This is a genomic window from Streptomyces sp. NPDC097981, assembly GCF_040302565.1.
Classification (GTDB): Bacteria; Actinomycetota; Actinomycetes; order Streptomycetales; family Streptomycetaceae; genus Streptomyces.
The window spans coordinates 196,749-210,380 of sequence record NZ_JBEORW010000004.1 but is presented as its reverse complement, the minus strand read 5'-3'; the positions used below and the strand labels follow the sequence as shown (position 1 = coordinate 210,380).

Sequence of the window (13,632 nt, the reverse complement as noted above, 5' to 3'; positions counted from 1 at the left end):
CTGGGCTAGGCCTGGGCGGGCCCGCGCCGGGCCGAGCCGATCACGCAGTACGAGGTGGGGAACGCCGGCCCGCGCTCCGGCAGCCGGAAGGTGCGGTACGAGACGATCCGGAAGCCGGCGGCCTCGATCGCGGCGGCCGGGTCCCGGGAGGTGTGGCACCCGCCGAAGAGGCGGGGCCAGACGGTCCGGTCCAGCGTCCGCTGGACGGCGGCCATGCCGGCGGTGGGTGCGCGGCCGTGCTCGAAGAAGCGGAGCTCGGCGTCGGGGCGGAGCACCCGGTGGAGCTCCGCGAGCGAGCGGGGCAGGTCCCGCACGGTGCACAGCACGAGCGAGGCGACGGCGACGTCGAAGGCCTCGCTCTTGACCGGCAGGGCCTCGGCGACGCCCGGCACGACGTCGACGGGGACCTCGGCGCGGACGGCGGCCTCCGCCGCGAGCCGGCGCAGTCTCCGTTCGGGTTCGACGGCGACGACTTCGGAGACGGCGCGGGGGTAGTGGGCGAAGTTGAGGCCGTTGCCGGCGCCGATCTCGATGACCCGGCCGGAGACCCCGTGCAGGAGCTCGCGGCGCAGGGGCAGGACGCCGCCGCGGGTGTCGGCGGCGGCGCTGAACCGGGCGTAGAACCGGGCGAAGAGCGGGTGGTTGACCGAGTCCGGGTCAAGGTGTGGCGTGGGCATGTCGGGCCTCCGGGCGGGTGGCGGCGGGTGCGGTTGCCCTGCCGGGCTGTTCCCCGCCCGGGCGCCCCGCAAAACCGGCGCAGCCGGGGCGGGCCGAGCGGGCCGGTGCCGCAGTGCACAGCGGGACTGCCCGGCGCCGCAGGCCGGTTGAGTACGCGCACTCAGGAACCCGGGGCCCTGGTGCTACGACAATCGGAAGATCGCAGGATTCGCCCCGCCCGGCGGGGACCGCCCAGGGAAAGTGGAGAGCCAGTGACATCCCGTATCACCCCGGCCGGTGCCGTGCTGTTCGCCGCAGGTCTGCTCGCACTGACCGGCTGCGGCACCACGGTGCCGGGGAGCGGCGCGGCCCCGTCCCCGGCCCCGCCCTTGACCCCGGCTCCGGCTCCCTCCTCGACCCCGGACTACGCTGCCCTGGCGGCGGCCGCCGTGGCCCGCCACGACAAGCTCTTCCCGGAGGTGGCAGCCCTGTGCGCGGGCAAGGGGGGTGCGGCCACGGCCGGGCCGGACACGCCGGACGACCTGCCCACGGATCCCGAGGCGCGCAAGTACGCGGAGAACCACGGATACAAGAAGCAGGCCACGCTCACTCCCGGGAGCCAGTGCCGGGGGGACGCGCACGCCGCGCGGATCAAGGCGGCTCTGGGCGGCTCCGGCGGGAAGGCCGCACCGCAGTCGACGGAGGAGCTCAGCCGGCTCCTGACCGGAATGGGGTACAAGGTCGAGCCCGGGGACGTGTACGGATCCGGCCCGGGCAATCTCTCCTTCGTGCTGTCGATCCCGGAGAGCGGGCCGTGTGTGACGGGCCGTCTGACCCCGCCGGTGTCGGTGCAGGCGCACGGGGTCTACATGGAGGGCGGCTGCCGCGAGCCTCGCGGCGGGCACTGAGCCGGGGCGCCGCGGGCAGCCCGGCAGGGTCTGCCCGCGGCGCCACCGAGCGGGAGGCCCGGCCCCTGCGGTGCGGCCAACCGGCCGTACCCGGAGGTGCCCCCGGCTCGGCCGGGTGTGGCATCGCCGGGCCGGGGGCCCGGTCCGGGCTCAGGGCTGCCAGGCCGTCAGGAACGACTCGGGGGACCACGTGCCCGAGAGCTCGGGGGACAGCCAGGTGGGTGCTGCCGTGCGGAAGGACTCCGGGGACAGGGATCCCGAGGCCTCCGGGACGGCGCCCAGCAAGGGGAGCCCCGAGGACGCCGGGAGGTCCGCCAGGTTGCAGCGGCAGGCCAGGTCCGGCTCGGCGGGCCAGCTGCCGATGACCACGCCCGGCGACTCCAGCCCCCGTGCCCGCAGGGCCTCGGCCGTCAGGGTCGTGGAGTTGAGGGTGCCGAGGGCCGCCGGGGCGACCACCAGGACCGGGGCGTCGAGGAGGCGGGCCGCATCGGCCAGGGTGTGGCCCGCCTCGTCGAAGCGGACCAGGAGGCCGCCCGCACCCTCCACCAGGACCAGGTCGTGGGAGCGGGCGAGCCGGCTCGCCGCCTCCGCGACGGCCGCCGGCGAGACGGTGGGCAGGCCCGCGCGGCGGGCCGCCGTGTCCGGGGCCAACGGCTCCGGGTAGCGGGCCAGTTCCACCGCCGTGACCGTGGGACCGGCCAGGCGGACCGCTTCCGCCGCATCCCCCGGAACGCCGGGTTCCATGCCGGTTTGGGCCGGCTTGAGGATCGCCACCGAGCGGCCCGACGCCACCGCGGACGCCGCGATCGCCGAGGTGACCACCGTCTTGCCGATCTCGGTGCCCGTGCCCGAGACCATGAGTACCGTCATGTCAGCCCTCCGCCGCCGCAGCGCAGACCGCACGGCAGATGCGCGCCACGTCGGCGTCGCCCGTGACGAACGGCGGCATCGTGTAGAGGAGGTCCCGGAACGGGCGCAGCCACACGCCCTCCCGGACGGCCGCCCGGGTGGCCGCGGCCATGTCGACCTGGCGGGTCAGCTGGACCACCCCGATCGCGCCCAGTACCCGTACGTCCCGGACACCGGGCAGGCCCTGCGCCGGGGCCAGGCCCTCCAGGAGCCCTGCCTCGATGCGCTTGATCTCGCGCTGCCAGTCCTGGCCGAGGAGCAGGTCGATCGACGCCAACGCGACGGCTGTGGCCAGCGGGTTGCCCATGAACGTCGGCCCGTGGGCGAGGACCGGGACCTCGCCCCGGGAGATCCCGGCCGCCACCCGCTCCGTGCAGAGGGTCGCCGCCAGGGTGAGGTAGCCGCCCGTCAGGGACTTGCCCAGGCACATCACGTCCGGCGTGATCCCGGCGTGGTCCGCCGCGAACAGGGCGCCGGTGCGGCCGAAGCCCGTCGCGATCTCGTCCAGGATGAGGAGGACGTCGTACTGGTCGCACAGTTCGCGCAGCACCCGCAGGTAGCCGGGGTTGTGGAAGCGCATGCCGCCCGCGCCCTGGACCACCGGTTCCACGATCACCGCGGCCAGCTCGTCCGCGTGCGCGCGGACCAGGGAGCGCAGGTGCTCGACGTACGCGGGGTCCACGGGTGCGTCGAAGCCGCCCGGCGGGACGTCGGCGAAGAGCTGGCGCGGGAGGATCCCCGACCAGAGCTCGTGCATGCCGCCCTCGGGGTCGCACACGCCCATCGGCGTCCACGTGTCGCCGTGGTAGCCGCCGCGCCAGGTCAGCAGCCTGGTCTTGCCGGACCGGCCGATGGAGCGCCAGTACTGGAGGCACATCTTCACCGCGACCTCGACCGAGACCGAGCCCGAGTCCGCGAGGAAGACGTGCTCCAGGCCGCGCGGGGTGATCTCGACCAGCCGGGCGGCCAGCCGGACGGCGGGCTCGTGGGTGAGCCCGCCGAACATCACGTGCGACATCCGGCCGAGCTGGCCGGTCACGGCCTCGTTCAGCACCGGGTGGTTGTACCCGTGGATCGCCGACCACCAGGAGGACATGCCGTCGACCAGCTCGTCCTGCCCCTGGGAGGGCTCGGCCAGCCGCAGCCGGACGCCCGAGGCGGAGGAGATCACCAGCGGCTCCTGCCGCCCGGGCATCGGGCCGTACGGGTGCCAGACGTGCTGCCGGTCCAGCGCGAGCAGTTCCGCGGCCGGCAGCGAGTGGTGCTGGTCAGGCATTGGGGGCGAGATCCGTTCCCGCGCCCCGGCGGCGGACTGCCACCAGGTCCGAGCGGACCTCGCCCGCCGGCGCCTGAGCCGCCGCGGGAGCCTGGGCCGCCTGGGCCGCCGCCTGTGCCGGGACGGCCTCGTGCTCGTGGCCCGAGCAGCCGCCGCACGCCGAGCCGCAGCCCGCCTCCGCCGCCGAGGAACCGCACGGCCCGTGGGCCGCGGCAGCTGCGGCCGCCGCGTCCGCCCGGTGGGCTGGGAGGGTAGTCGTACCGGCGCCCTCCACCTCGAAACCGGCGTCCGCGATCATGTCGAGGTCGGCCTGGCCGGCCTGGCCCTCGCTGGTGAGGTAGTCGCCGAGGAAGATCGAGTTCACCAGCTGGAGCGCCAGCGGCTGCATGGTGCGCAGGTGCACCTCGCGCCCGCCGGCGAGCCGGACCTCGATGTCGGGGCAGACGAACCGCACCATCGCCAGGATCCGGAGGCAGCGCTGCGGGGTGAGGTTCCACTCCTTGGCCAGCGGGGTGCCCTCGAACGGGATCAGGAAGTTGACCGGTACCGAGTCCGGGTCCAGCTCGCGCAGCGAGTAGACGACGTCGACCAGGTCCTCGTCGCTCTCACCCATGCCCGCGATGAGGCCGGAGCAGGCGGACAGGCCCGCGGCGTGCGCCTTTTGCACCGTGTCGACCCGGTCCGCGTAGGTGTGGGTCTTGGTGATCTGGCCGTACGTGGCCTCGGAGGTGTTGAGGTTGTGGTTGTAGGCGTCGGCGCCCGCGTCCTTCAGGCGCTCGGCCTGGCCGTCCGAGAGCAGGCCGAGGCACGCGCAGACCTCGACGCCCTCGTTCTGCTCCTTGATCGCCTCGATCGTCTTGCCGACCCGCTCCACGTCGCGGTCCGTCGGGCCGCGTCCGCTGGCCACCAGGCACACGCGCTTCGCGCCGCCCGCGACACCGGCCGCGGCGGCCTGGGAGGCCTCCTCCGGCTTGAGCCACGTGTATTTGAGGATCTCCGCCTTCGATCCCAGCCGCTGGGAGCAGTAGGAGCAGTCTTCCGGGCAGAGCCCGGACTTCAGGTTGACCAGGTAGTTCAGCTTGACCCGACGCCCGAACCACTGGCGGCGCACCTTGCCGGCCGCAGCCACCACGTCGAGCAGTTCGTCGTCAGAGGTCGCCAATACGGCGAGTGCCTCTTCGCGGGTCGGCAGCTCGCGCCGCAGCCCCTTGTCCACCAGGGTGTTCAGCAGGTCCATGAGGCCGATCCTGGACCACACCACCACTCCCGGCCAAGGAGAGATCGCACAACATGGCCGGAACGGAGTGTGTGGATCGCCACACCTGGCACTCAGGTGACGGCTATTAGGGTCAGGCACGCGCCTGTGGACAGCCGACAAAACACGAGGACCCGCCGATGCCCCAGCACAGCCCCGAGCCCGAAGACGTGTTCGCCTGGATCGATGACGCGGAGCGGGCCCGGGAGCAGGCCGGACTCATCCGGACACTGCGCCCCCGCCCGGCCTGCTCGCCGCTGCTGGACCTCGCGAGCAACGACTACCTCGGCCTGTCCCGGCACCCCGAGACCGTGCGCGGCGCGCGTGAGGCGGCCGAGCGGTGGGGAGCCGGGGCCACTGGGTCACGCCTGGTGACCGGTACGACCGAGCTCCATGCCGAGCTGGAACGGGAGCTCGCGGCCTTCTGCGGCTTCGAGGCCGCGCTCGTCCTGTCCTCCGGGTACGCCGCGAACCTGGCGGCGGTCACCGCGCTCAGCGACCGGGGCACCCTCGTCGTCTCCGACGCCGGCAACCACGCCTCGATCGTCGACGGCTGTCGGCTCTCCCGCGCCGAGATCGCCGTGGTCCCGCACTCCGACCCGGAGGCCGCACGCAAGACGCTCGCCACGCACGAGGGCCGGGCGCTGCTGGTCAGCGACTCGGTGTTCTCCGTGGACGGGGACGCCGCCCCGCTCGCCGCGTACGCGGCCGCCTGCCGGGAGGAGGGCGCGGCCCTGGTCGTGGACGACGCCCACGGCCTGGGCGTGCTGGGTGAGGGCGGCCGGGGAGCCCTGCACGCCGCCGGACTCGGGGGCGCGCCCGGTGTGGTCGCCACTCTCACGCTCTCGAAGTCCCTGGGCAGCCAGGGCGGAGCCGTGCTCGGTCCGGCCAAGGTGATCCGGCACCTGGTCAACACGGCCCGGACCTTCATCTTCGACACCGGGCTGGCGCCGGCCGCCGCGGGTGCGGCGCTGGCGAGCCTGCGCCTGCTCCGGCGGGAACCGGAGCGCGCCGGCCGGGCCCGCGAGGTGGCCGACCGACTGTACGGGCGGCTCACCGCGTCCGGCCTGACCGCGGCCCGGCCGGACGCGGCCGTGGTGTCGGTACGGGCCCCGTCGGCTTCGGCGGCACTGCGCTGGGCCGCCGACTGCCGCGAGGCAGGTCTGTCCGTGGGATGCTTCCGTCCGCCGTCGGTGCCGGACGGCATCTCCCGGCTGCGGCTGACCGCACGGGCCGATCTCACGGGGGACGAGATCGACCGGGCCGTCGAGACGATCCTGGGAACCGCCCCGGCCGGAGCCACGGACCGCTAGGGCGTCACGCGAGCACGTCCGCCCGTACGGATGCGAGGAAGCCGTCCCAGGCCGGCCCGGTGAAGAGCACGGCCGGGCCGTCCGTCCGCTTGGAGTCGCGGACGGCCAGCAGGCCGCCGCCGAGGACGGCCGCTTCCACGCAGTTGTTCATTCCGGTGCTGCGGCTGCTCCGCCGCCACCGCGCGCTGATCAGAAGTCCGCTGATGGAGAGGGGGGTTGCGGACACGGGGGTGCCTCCTTACGCGTCGTCAGCGAGTGAGCTGATGAGATCCGACGAGTCCTGGGGCGGGAGGGCGTGCGCCTGGATGGTGCGGAATGCGGCGCTGTACGCCTCAAGGTCTTCCTTCCGCTCCAGATAGAGGCTACTCGTCAAATGGTCGAGTACCACCACATCCAGATCGGCGATGTTCGGAAATGAGAAAATGACGAACGGTCCGGTCAGGCCGAGATGGCCCCCCACGCTGAACGGCAGTACCTGCAAGCGCACCTGGGGCAACCGTGCCACCTGCACCAGATGCCGCAATTGCGCCGCCATCACCCCGGGGCCGCCGATCTGCCGCCGCAGCACCGCCTCGTCCAGTATGGCGCTCAGCTCCAGCGGCGGATCCGCCCGCAGTACCGACTGCCGGGCCAGCCGTACGTCGACCAGCGCGTCGACCTTGGGCTCCGGCAGCCCGCCGAGCGCCGCCCGGGTCACGGCCCGCGCGTACTCCGGGGTCTGCAACAGGCCCGGTACCACGGAGAGTTCGACCGTACGGGCGGAGCGGGCGCCCGCCTCCAGGCTGATGAAATCCCGGTACTCCTGCGGGAGCAGGCCCCGGTAGTCGTGCCACCACTGGCGGCCGCGCCCGGTGTCGCCGCCCGGCCCGGGGCCCGCCGCCGAGGCCGACAGGGCCTCCAGCAGGGCTCGTTGCTCGGGGCTGACGACCTCTGCGTAGACGTCGAGGAGGCGGCGGATGTCCTCCAGTTTCACGCCACTGCGGCCCGTCTCGATGCGGCTGATTTTCGACTGGTGCCATCCTGCGATCCGGGCCGCCTCGCCACTGGTGAGTCCGGTCCGGTCGCGCAGGGCGCGCAGTTCCTCGCCGAGCTTGCGCCGGCGCACCGAGGGACCGTGCTGCATACCCGCCTCCTTCCACCGGCACAGCTCGCACCAGTCTGCCGTCCAAATACGCTCTTCCGTAGCAGAGTTCACCGCATTGAGCGACAGATATATGCATACCTTGGGGGAACGGCAGCGCCGACGGGACGATGGGTGGCACTCTGGCGTCCAGCACAGATCCGGGGCGGTTCGCCCCGGTGGGAAAGGGACCGTCGCCATGGCAGACCCCCAGGAAGCATCCGTCACTCTGCCGAGCGATCCCGCCTCGGTCGCCACCGCCCGCCGCTACGTCGAGGAGGTGCTCTGCGCATGGGGACTGCCCGATGACGCCGACACCGCCGACAGCGTCCGGCTGATCGTCTCGGAGCTCGCCACCAACGCCGTGCAGCACACGTTCGGCCAGTCTCCCACCTTCACCGTCGACATCCGCCTGGAGCGCGGGGAGTGGCTCCGCGTCGGGGTGACCGACAGCCACCCGCGCTGGCCCAGGCGCCTCCCGGCCGCCGTCCAGCAGGACAACGGCCGGGGTATGGTCATCATCCGCTGGCTCACCGCCGAGGCGGGCGGCCGGCTCTCGGTCAGCCCGACCGAGGACGGCGGCAAGACCGTCTGGATCGCCCTGCCCTGGCCCGTCGGGGCCCCGGCGACGAGCGCCACCGGCTGTTGAGCCGCACCTTGCCCTGCCCGCACCCTGCCCGGCCCGCGCTCAGCCCTGCCCGCGCTCCGCGGTGCTGCGCTCGATGCACAGCTCGTTGCCCTCCGGGTCGGCGAGCACGACCCAGCCGGAGCCGTCCTCCCGCCGCCGGTCGTCCACCAGCCTCGCCCCGACCCCGATCAGTCGTTCGACGGTCTCGTCCCGGGTTCCCGTGGGCGGCTGGATGTCCAGGTGGACCCGGTTCTTCACGGCCTTGGCGTCCGGCACGCGGATGAACAGCAGGCCCGGCACTCCGGGCCGGTCCGGGTCCAGGAGGATCTCGTCGTCGTCCTTCTCGTCGTCCGGGTGGATCGGAAAGCCGGTCACCGCGGACCAGAACTCGGCGATCTTGTAGGGCTCCAGGGCGTCGAAGGTGATGTGGCGGACCGGGTTGGGAAACATGGATCTCCTCGATGGCGGGCCCTCCGGCGGCGACCGGGCGATCGTCCGGGGCCGGTTCGTATACGGAACAGGCTGTGGGAGGCCCCCAGGTTGAACCGGGTGCCTTTCCGAAACGTGGGTTAACGCGGCGGAAAAGAGCGGGGCCTAGCGTGGCGGCCACGGCCTTCCGTCAATGATCGCCCATCCGCCGGTAAAGCGGCGGTGCTCGGGACGGAAAGCCTTTCTCTGCGTTGGGCAAGACACGCTTGGCTCGGATATGCGCAGGTCAACAAAGTGTTGAAGGCCAATAGGGTCGACCCGGCGCAAAGTTGATCTTGTCCTGGAAGCTTGGTGATACGAGTGCAACTGACACCGCACGAGCAGGAACGACTGCTCATCCACGTGGCCGCCGACGTGGCCGAGAAGCGCAGGGCGCGCGGGGTCCTCCTCAACCATCCCGAGGCGGTCGCCCTGATCACCTCGCACATCCTCGAAGGGGCCCGCGACGGGCGGACCGTGGCCGAGCTCATGGCCTCCGGCCGCACCGTGCTCGGCCGCGCCGAGGTGATGGAGGGGATCCCCGAGATGATCCACGACGTCCAGGTCGAGGCGACCTTCCCGGACGGCACCAAGCTCGTCACCGTCCACGACCCGATCGTCTGAAGGGGAGTAGTCGAATGATCCCCGGCGAAATCGTCCACGGGGACGGCCCGGTGCGCCTGAACGAGGGCCGGCCCGTCACCCGCCTCACCGTGCTCAACGCCGCCGACCGGCCCGTCCAGGTCGGCTCCCACTACCACTTCGCCGAGGCCAACCCCGGCCTCGACTTCGACCGCGGGGCGGCCCGCGGGCTGCGGCTCAACATCGCCGCCGGCACCGCCGTGCGCTTCGAGCCCGGCATCCCGGTCGCGGTGGAACTCGTACCGCTGGGCGGGCTGCGCACCATACCGGGCCTGCGCGGGGAGACCGGGGGGCCGCTCGATGGCTGAACTCGACCGCAGGTCGTACGCCGACCTCTTCGGACCGACCGCAGGCGACCGGATCCGGCTCGCCGACACCGACCTCTTCGTCGAGATCGAACGGGATCTCAGCGGCGGCCCCGGACACTCCGGCGACGAGGCGGTGTTCGGCGGCGGCAAGGTGATCCGCGAGTCCATGGGGCAGGCCCGCACCACCCGAGCCGAGGGCGCCCCCGACACCGTGATCACCGGGGTCGTCGTCCTCGACCACTGGGGCATCGTCAAGGCCGACGTGGGCATCCGCGACGGCCGTATCTGCGGCATCGGCAAGGCCGGCAACCCCGACACGATGGACGGGGTGGACCCCGCGCTCGTGATCGGCCCCGAGACCGAGATCATCGCGGGCAACGGGAAGATCGTCACCGCGGGCGCCATCGACACCCACGTGCACTTCATTTCCCCGACCGTCGTCGACGAGGCCCTGGCCTCCGGCATCACCACCCTGGTCGGCGGCGGCACCGGACCCGCCGAGGGCACCAAGGCCACCACCGTGACCCCCGGACCCTGGCACCTGGCCCGGATGTTCGCGGCCCTGGAGTCCTACCCCGTCAACATCGGCCTGCTCGGCAAGGGCAACACCATGTCGCGCGAGGCGATGTACTCCCAGCTGCGCGGCGGCGCGCTCGGCTTCAAGATCCACGAGGACTGGGGGGCCACCCCCGCCGTCATAGACGCCTGCCTGGGCGTCTGTGAGGAGACCGGCGCCCAGGTCGCCATCCACACCGACACACTCAACGAGGCCGGATTCGTCGGCGACACCCTCGCGGCCATCGCGGGGCGGACCATCCACTCGTACCACACCGAAGGCGCGGGCGGTGGGCACGCACCCGACATCATCACCGTGGTCTCCGAGTCGAACATCCTGCCCAGCTCCACCAACCCGACCCGGCCGCACACCATCAACACCATCGAGGAACACCTCGACATGCTGATGGTCTGCCACCACCTCAACCCGGCTGTCCCCGAGGACCTCGCGTTCGCCGAGTCGCGGATCCGGCCCTCGACCATCGCCGCCGAGGACGTCCTGCACGACCTCGGAGCCATCTCCATCATCTCCTCCGACGCCCAGGCGATGGGCCGCGTCGGCGAGGTCGTGATGCGCACCTGGCAGACCGCCCACGTGATGAAGAAGCGGCGCGGTTTCCTGCCCGGCGACGGACCCGCCGACAACCACCGGGCCCGCCGCTACGTCGCGAAGTACACCATCAACCCCGCCGTGGCCCAGGGCCTCGCGCGGGAGATCGGCTCGGTGGAGGCCGGGAAACTCGCCGACCTCGTGCTGTGGACGCCCGCCTTCTTCGGGGTCAAGCCCGAAGTGGTCATCAAGGGAGGCCAGATCGCCTACGCACAGATGGGTGATGCGAACGCCTCCATCCCCACCCCGCAGCCGGTCCTGCCCCGCCCGATGTTCGGCAGCCACGGCCGGGCCCCCGGGCTGAACTCGATCAACTTCACCGCGCAGGCCGCACTCGACGACGCCCTGCCCGAACGGCTGGGACTCGGCAAGCAGTTCGTGGCCATCGAGAGCACCCGCAAGGTGGGCAAGGCGGACATGCGCAACAACGACGCCATGCCGAGGGTCGAGGTCGACGCCGACACCTTCACCGTCACCATCGACGGCGAGGTGGTCGAGCCGGCACCCGCGGCGGAACTGCCCATGGCGCAGAGATACTTCCTCTTCTGATGAGCCTCTCCGCACTGCTCGTGCTCGCCGACGGCCGCTTCCCCGCCGGCGGGCACGCCCACTCGGGCGGGGCCGAGGCCGCCTGCAAGGCCGGGCGGATCCACGACGCCGCCACCCTGGAGGAGTTCTGCCGGGGCCGGCTCCACACGGCCGGCCTCGTCGCCGCCTCACTCGCCGCGGCCGCAGCCCTCGGGCTCGACCCGGCGGTCCTCGACACCGCCGCCGACGCCCGTACCCCGTCGCCCGCGCTGCGCACCGCGGCGCGGCGGCTGGGCCGGCAGCTGCTGAGGGCGGCCCGGGCCACCTGGCCCGCCGCCGAACTGGACGCGCTCGCCGAGGCCTTCCCGCGCGGGGCGCACCAGCCGGTGGTGCTCGGGCTCACCGCCCGGGCGGCCGGGCTCGGGCCGCTGGAGGCCGCGCACGTGGCGGCGTACGAGAGCGTCGGCGGACCGGCGACCGCGACGGTGCGGCTGCTCGGCCTGGACCCCTTCGAGGCGAGCGGGGTCCTGGCCCGGCTCGCCCCGGAGCTCGACGCCGTCTCCGGCCGGGCCGCGCAGGCCGCGCAACGGGCCCGGGTGGAAGGCTCCGACGCCCTGCCGGCGGCCTCTTCGCCACTCCTGGAGATCGCGGCGGAGATCCATGCCGACTGGCCGGTCCGGCTGTTCGCCTCCTGACCGCCTCCCTGACCGCCTCCCTGACCGTCTCCACGACCCCTGGAGCCCCCATGCACCTCGACCACGGCGCGACCTACCCCCAGCGCCACACCCACAGCGCCCTGCCCGTACGGGCGGACGGCTCGCGCCGCGCCCTGCGCATCGGGCTCGGTGGCCCCGTCGGATCCGGCAAAACGGCCACCGTGGCCGCACTCTGCCGCGCCCTGCGTGCCGAGTTGTCCATGGCCGTCGTCACCAATGACATCTACACGCGGGAGGACGCCGAGTTCCTGCTCCGCGAGGCCGTCCTGCCGCCCGAGCGGATCAGCGCGGTGGAGACCGGCGCCTGCCCGCACACCGCCATCCGCGACGACATCTCCGCCAACCTGGAGGCGGTGGAGGAGCTGGAGGAAGCCCACCGGCAGACCGCCCCGCTCGACCTGATCCTCGTGGAGTCCGGCGGCGACAACCTCACCGCCACCTTCTCGCGCGGCCTCGTCGACGCCCAGATCTTCGTCATCGACGTGGCAGGCGGCGACGACATCCCGCGCAAGGGCGGCCCCGGCGTCACCACCGCCGACCTGCTCGTCGTGAACAAGACCGACCTCGCCCCCTACGTGGGCTCCGACCTGGACCGGATGGCCCGGGACGCCGCCGAGCAGCGCGGCGAACTCCCCGTCGCCTTCCAGTCGCTGCGCGGCGAGACCGGCGTGGCGCCGGTGGCCGACTGGGTGCGCGAGCGGATCGCCGCCTGGACCGCCCGGTGAGTCCCACGGTGGCCGGCGCGCCCCCGGAAGCGCCTCCCCGATTCCCTCGCGCCGCGCCTGCGCCCGCCCCGGCGCCGGCCGGCGTACGCGCCACCGCGCGGATCTCCGCCGTCGCCGACGGCCGCGGCGGTACCGCCCTGCCGCTGCTGGCCGGGGAGGGGCCGCTCGCGCTGCGCCGCACCCGGGGCGCGGGAGCCGAAGCCGGCGTGATGCTGGTCGGCGCGATGAGCGCCCCGCTCGGCGGGGACCACCTCACGGTGGAGGCGGCCGCCGGCCCCGGGGCCCGGCTGGTCCTGGCCTCGGCGGCCGCCACCCTGGCACTGCCCGGCCGTGGTGGTGAGCCCGCGCGGTACGACGTACGGCTGACCCTGGCCGAGGATGCGGCCGTACGGTGGCTGCCGGAGCCGCTGGTCTCCGTACGCGGCAGCGACCTGCGGGTGCAGACCCGCGTCGAACTCGCCCCCACGGCCAGGCTGCTGCTGCGCGAGGAGCAGGTGCTGGGCCGTACGGGGGAGGAGCCGGGCCTGCTGCGCAGCAGGCTCGCAGTGACCCGGGGCGGGATCGCGCTGCTGGACCAGGAGCTGGCCTGCGGACCGGGTGCGCCCGGCGGCTGGGACGGCCCGGCGGGGCTGGCGGGCCACCGGGCGCTCGGTCAGCTCCTCGTGGTGGACCCGGCGTTCGCCGCGTCGGCGCCGGCCGCCGCGGTGCTCGGGGAGTTCGCGGCCGTCACTCCGCTGGCCGGTCCCGCCGTCCTCGTGACGGCCCTGGCACCCGACGCGATGCGGCTGCGCGAGGTACTCGACGCGGCGTGTCGGACGTACGCGTGGTAACCGCTGAGGAAACCTGGGACGAATCAGACACCGCTCAGCGGTACACGCCTTTCCGGTTATCGGGTTGGCAAAGAACGTGACCTTGCTCTGTTGTCAGGTGTAGGTCAGACGAAAGGATCCACCTGCAATCGACCGACTGCACCCGACCGACCCGGCCTCGTCAGGCCGGGTCTGATGCAGGGGG

General features: G+C 73.2%; 16 protein-coding genes. 9 read left to right on the top strand and 7 right to left on the bottom strand.

Features of this window, described 5'->3' with window-relative positions; translation table 11 throughout:
* Window positions 1-5: 5 nt before the first annotated feature.
* Complete coding sequence (locus ABTY04_RS05780) at window positions 6-677, bottom strand: class I SAM-dependent methyltransferase (RefSeq protein ID WP_352212053.1); 672 nt, start codon at window positions 675-677, stop codon at window positions 6-8.
* A 252-nt stretch (window positions 678-929) separates the two neighbouring features.
* Between ABTY04_RS05780 and ABTY04_RS05775 the strand changes: the two genes are divergently transcribed.
* On the top strand, window positions 930-1,565 hold the full coding sequence (locus ABTY04_RS05775; RefSeq protein ID WP_352212052.1) for a hypothetical protein: 636 nt from the start codon (window positions 930-932) through the stop codon (window positions 1,563-1,565).
* Between the two features lie 150 nt (window positions 1,566-1,715).
* Here ABTY04_RS05775 and bioD read toward each other — a convergent pair whose 3' ends face one another.
* Genes bioD through bioB form a run of 3 tightly spaced genes read right to left on the bottom strand, consistent with a single transcriptional unit; the run spans window position 1,716 to window position 4,987 of the window.
* Complete coding sequence (gene bioD / locus ABTY04_RS05770; protein ID WP_352212051.1) at window positions 1,716-2,435, bottom strand: dethiobiotin synthase; 720 nt, start codon at window positions 2,433-2,435, stop codon at window positions 1,716-1,718.
* Window position 2,436: 1 nt separating this feature from the next.
* A complete protein-coding gene (locus ABTY04_RS05765; RefSeq protein WP_352212050.1) occupies window positions 2,437-3,750 on the bottom strand; it encodes an adenosylmethionine--8-amino-7-oxononanoate transaminase in 1,314 nt (437 codons plus the stop codon).
* Window positions 3,743-4,987, bottom strand: coding sequence for a biotin synthase BioB (bioB, locus tag ABTY04_RS05760; RefSeq protein ID WP_352212049.1), 1,245 nt, complete (start codon window positions 4,985-4,987; stop codon window positions 3,743-3,745). The genes ABTY04_RS05765 and bioB overlap by 8 nt, the downstream gene beginning before the upstream one ends.
* A gap of 158 nt (window positions 4,988-5,145) precedes the next feature.
* Between bioB and ABTY04_RS05755 the strand changes: the two genes are divergently transcribed.
* Window positions 5,146-6,318 (top strand): 8-amino-7-oxononanoate synthase, encoded by a 1,173-nt coding sequence (locus tag ABTY04_RS05755; protein WP_352212048.1) that lies wholly within the window; start codon window positions 5,146-5,148, stop codon window positions 6,316-6,318.
* A gap of 4 nt (window positions 6,319-6,322) precedes the next feature.
* On the opposite strand, the gene ABTY04_RS05750 is transcribed toward ABTY04_RS05755, so the two are convergent.
* Together ABTY04_RS05750 and ABTY04_RS05745 are read right to left on the bottom strand one after the other, a co-directional pair.
* Window positions 6,323-6,544: a DUF397 domain-containing protein gene (locus tag ABTY04_RS05750; protein WP_352212047.1), complete on the bottom strand. Its 222-nt coding sequence runs from the start codon at window positions 6,542-6,544 to the stop codon at window positions 6,323-6,325.
* Between the two features lie 12 nt (window positions 6,545-6,556).
* On the bottom strand, window positions 6,557-7,441 hold the full coding sequence (locus tag ABTY04_RS05745) for a helix-turn-helix domain-containing protein (protein ID WP_352212046.1): 885 nt from the start codon (window positions 7,439-7,441) through the stop codon (window positions 6,557-6,559).
* A 196-nt stretch (window positions 7,442-7,637) separates the two neighbouring features.
* On the opposite strand from ABTY04_RS05745, the gene ABTY04_RS05740 reads away from it, so the two are divergent.
* Window positions 7,638-8,087: an ATP-binding protein gene (locus tag ABTY04_RS05740; RefSeq protein ID WP_352212045.1), complete on the top strand. Its 450-nt coding sequence runs from the start codon at window positions 7,638-7,640 to the stop codon at window positions 8,085-8,087.
* A gap of 39 nt (window positions 8,088-8,126) precedes the next feature.
* Here the strand turns inward: ABTY04_RS05740 and ABTY04_RS05735 are convergent, their stop codons facing one another.
* Window positions 8,127-8,516 (bottom strand): VOC family protein, encoded by a 390-nt coding sequence (locus tag ABTY04_RS05735; protein WP_352212044.1) that lies wholly within the window; start codon window positions 8,514-8,516, stop codon window positions 8,127-8,129.
* 339 nt (window positions 8,517-8,855) lie between these two features.
* Here ABTY04_RS05735 and ABTY04_RS05730 point away from each other — a divergent pair, with 339 nt between their 5' ends.
* The 6 genes from ABTY04_RS05730 (at window position 8,856) to ABTY04_RS05705 (ending at window position 13,448) form a co-directional block, all read left to right on the top strand.
* The gene (locus ABTY04_RS05730) at window positions 8,856-9,158 is read left to right on the top strand and encodes an urease subunit gamma (protein ID WP_030300160.1); all 303 of its coding nucleotides are present in this window, start codon (window positions 8,856-8,858) and stop codon (window positions 9,156-9,158) included.
* Window positions 9,159-9,172: 14 nt separating this feature from the next.
* Window positions 9,173-9,484, top strand: a complete 312-nt coding sequence (locus tag ABTY04_RS05725) for an urease subunit beta (protein WP_352212043.1) — start codon at window positions 9,173-9,175, stop codon at window positions 9,482-9,484.
* Window positions 9,477-11,198: an urease subunit alpha gene (locus ABTY04_RS05720; protein ID WP_352212042.1), complete on the top strand. Its 1,722-nt coding sequence runs from the start codon at window positions 9,477-9,479 to the stop codon at window positions 11,196-11,198. Before ABTY04_RS05725 ends, ABTY04_RS05720 begins: the two co-directional genes overlap by 8 nt.
* Window positions 11,198-11,872: an urease accessory protein UreF gene (locus ABTY04_RS05715; RefSeq protein ID WP_352212041.1), complete on the top strand. Its 675-nt coding sequence runs from the start codon at window positions 11,198-11,200 to the stop codon at window positions 11,870-11,872. Before ABTY04_RS05720 ends, ABTY04_RS05715 begins: the two co-directional genes overlap by 1 nt.
* 50 nt (window positions 11,873-11,922) lie before the next feature.
* On the top strand, window positions 11,923-12,618 hold the full coding sequence (gene ureG / locus ABTY04_RS05710; RefSeq protein ID WP_352212040.1) for an urease accessory protein UreG: 696 nt from the start codon (window positions 11,923-11,925) through the stop codon (window positions 12,616-12,618).
* Window positions 12,619-12,719: 101 nt separating this feature from the next.
* Window positions 12,720-13,448 (top strand): urease accessory protein UreD, encoded by a 729-nt coding sequence (locus tag ABTY04_RS05705; protein ID WP_352212158.1) that lies wholly within the window; start codon window positions 12,720-12,722, stop codon window positions 13,446-13,448.
* Window positions 13,449-13,632: the final 184 nt, after the last annotated feature.

What these genes read in the sequence shown, in the direction of transcription:
- ABTY04_RS05780 (WP_352212053.1), bottom strand. Translation starts at nt 677, where the DNA reads ATGCCCACGCCACACCTTGACCCGGACTCGGTCAACCACCCGCTCTTC.
- bioD (WP_352212051.1), bottom strand. Translation starts at nt 2,435, where the DNA reads ATGACGGTACTCATGGTCTCGGGCACGGGCACCGAGATCGGCAAGACG.
- ABTY04_RS05765 (WP_352212050.1), bottom strand. Translation starts at nt 3,750, where the DNA reads ATGCCTGACCAGCACCACTCGCTGCCGGCCGCGGAACTGCTCGCGCTG.
- bioB (WP_352212049.1), bottom strand. Translation starts at nt 4,987, where the DNA reads ATGGACCTGCTGAACACCCTGGTGGACAAGGGGCTGCGGCGCGAGCTG.
- ABTY04_RS05755 (WP_352212048.1), top strand. Translation starts at nt 5,146, where the DNA reads ATGCCCCAGCACAGCCCCGAGCCCGAAGACGTGTTCGCCTGGATCGAT.
- ABTY04_RS05745 (WP_352212046.1), bottom strand. Translation starts at nt 7,441, where the DNA reads ATGCAGCACGGTCCCTCGGTGCGCCGGCGCAAGCTCGGCGAGGAACTG.
- ABTY04_RS05740 (WP_352212045.1), top strand. Translation starts at nt 7,638, where the DNA reads ATGGCAGACCCCCAGGAAGCATCCGTCACTCTGCCGAGCGATCCCGCC.
- ABTY04_RS05735 (WP_352212044.1), bottom strand. Translation starts at nt 8,516, where the DNA reads ATGTTTCCCAACCCGGTCCGCCACATCACCTTCGACGCCCTGGAGCCC.
- ABTY04_RS05725 (WP_352212043.1), top strand. Translation starts at nt 9,173, where the DNA reads ATGATCCCCGGCGAAATCGTCCACGGGGACGGCCCGGTGCGCCTGAAC.
- ABTY04_RS05720 (WP_352212042.1), top strand. Translation starts at nt 9,477, where the DNA reads ATGGCTGAACTCGACCGCAGGTCGTACGCCGACCTCTTCGGACCGACC.
- ABTY04_RS05715 (WP_352212041.1), top strand. Translation starts at nt 11,198, where the DNA reads ATGAGCCTCTCCGCACTGCTCGTGCTCGCCGACGGCCGCTTCCCCGCC.
- ureG (WP_352212040.1), top strand. Translation starts at nt 11,923, where the DNA reads ATGCACCTCGACCACGGCGCGACCTACCCCCAGCGCCACACCCACAGC.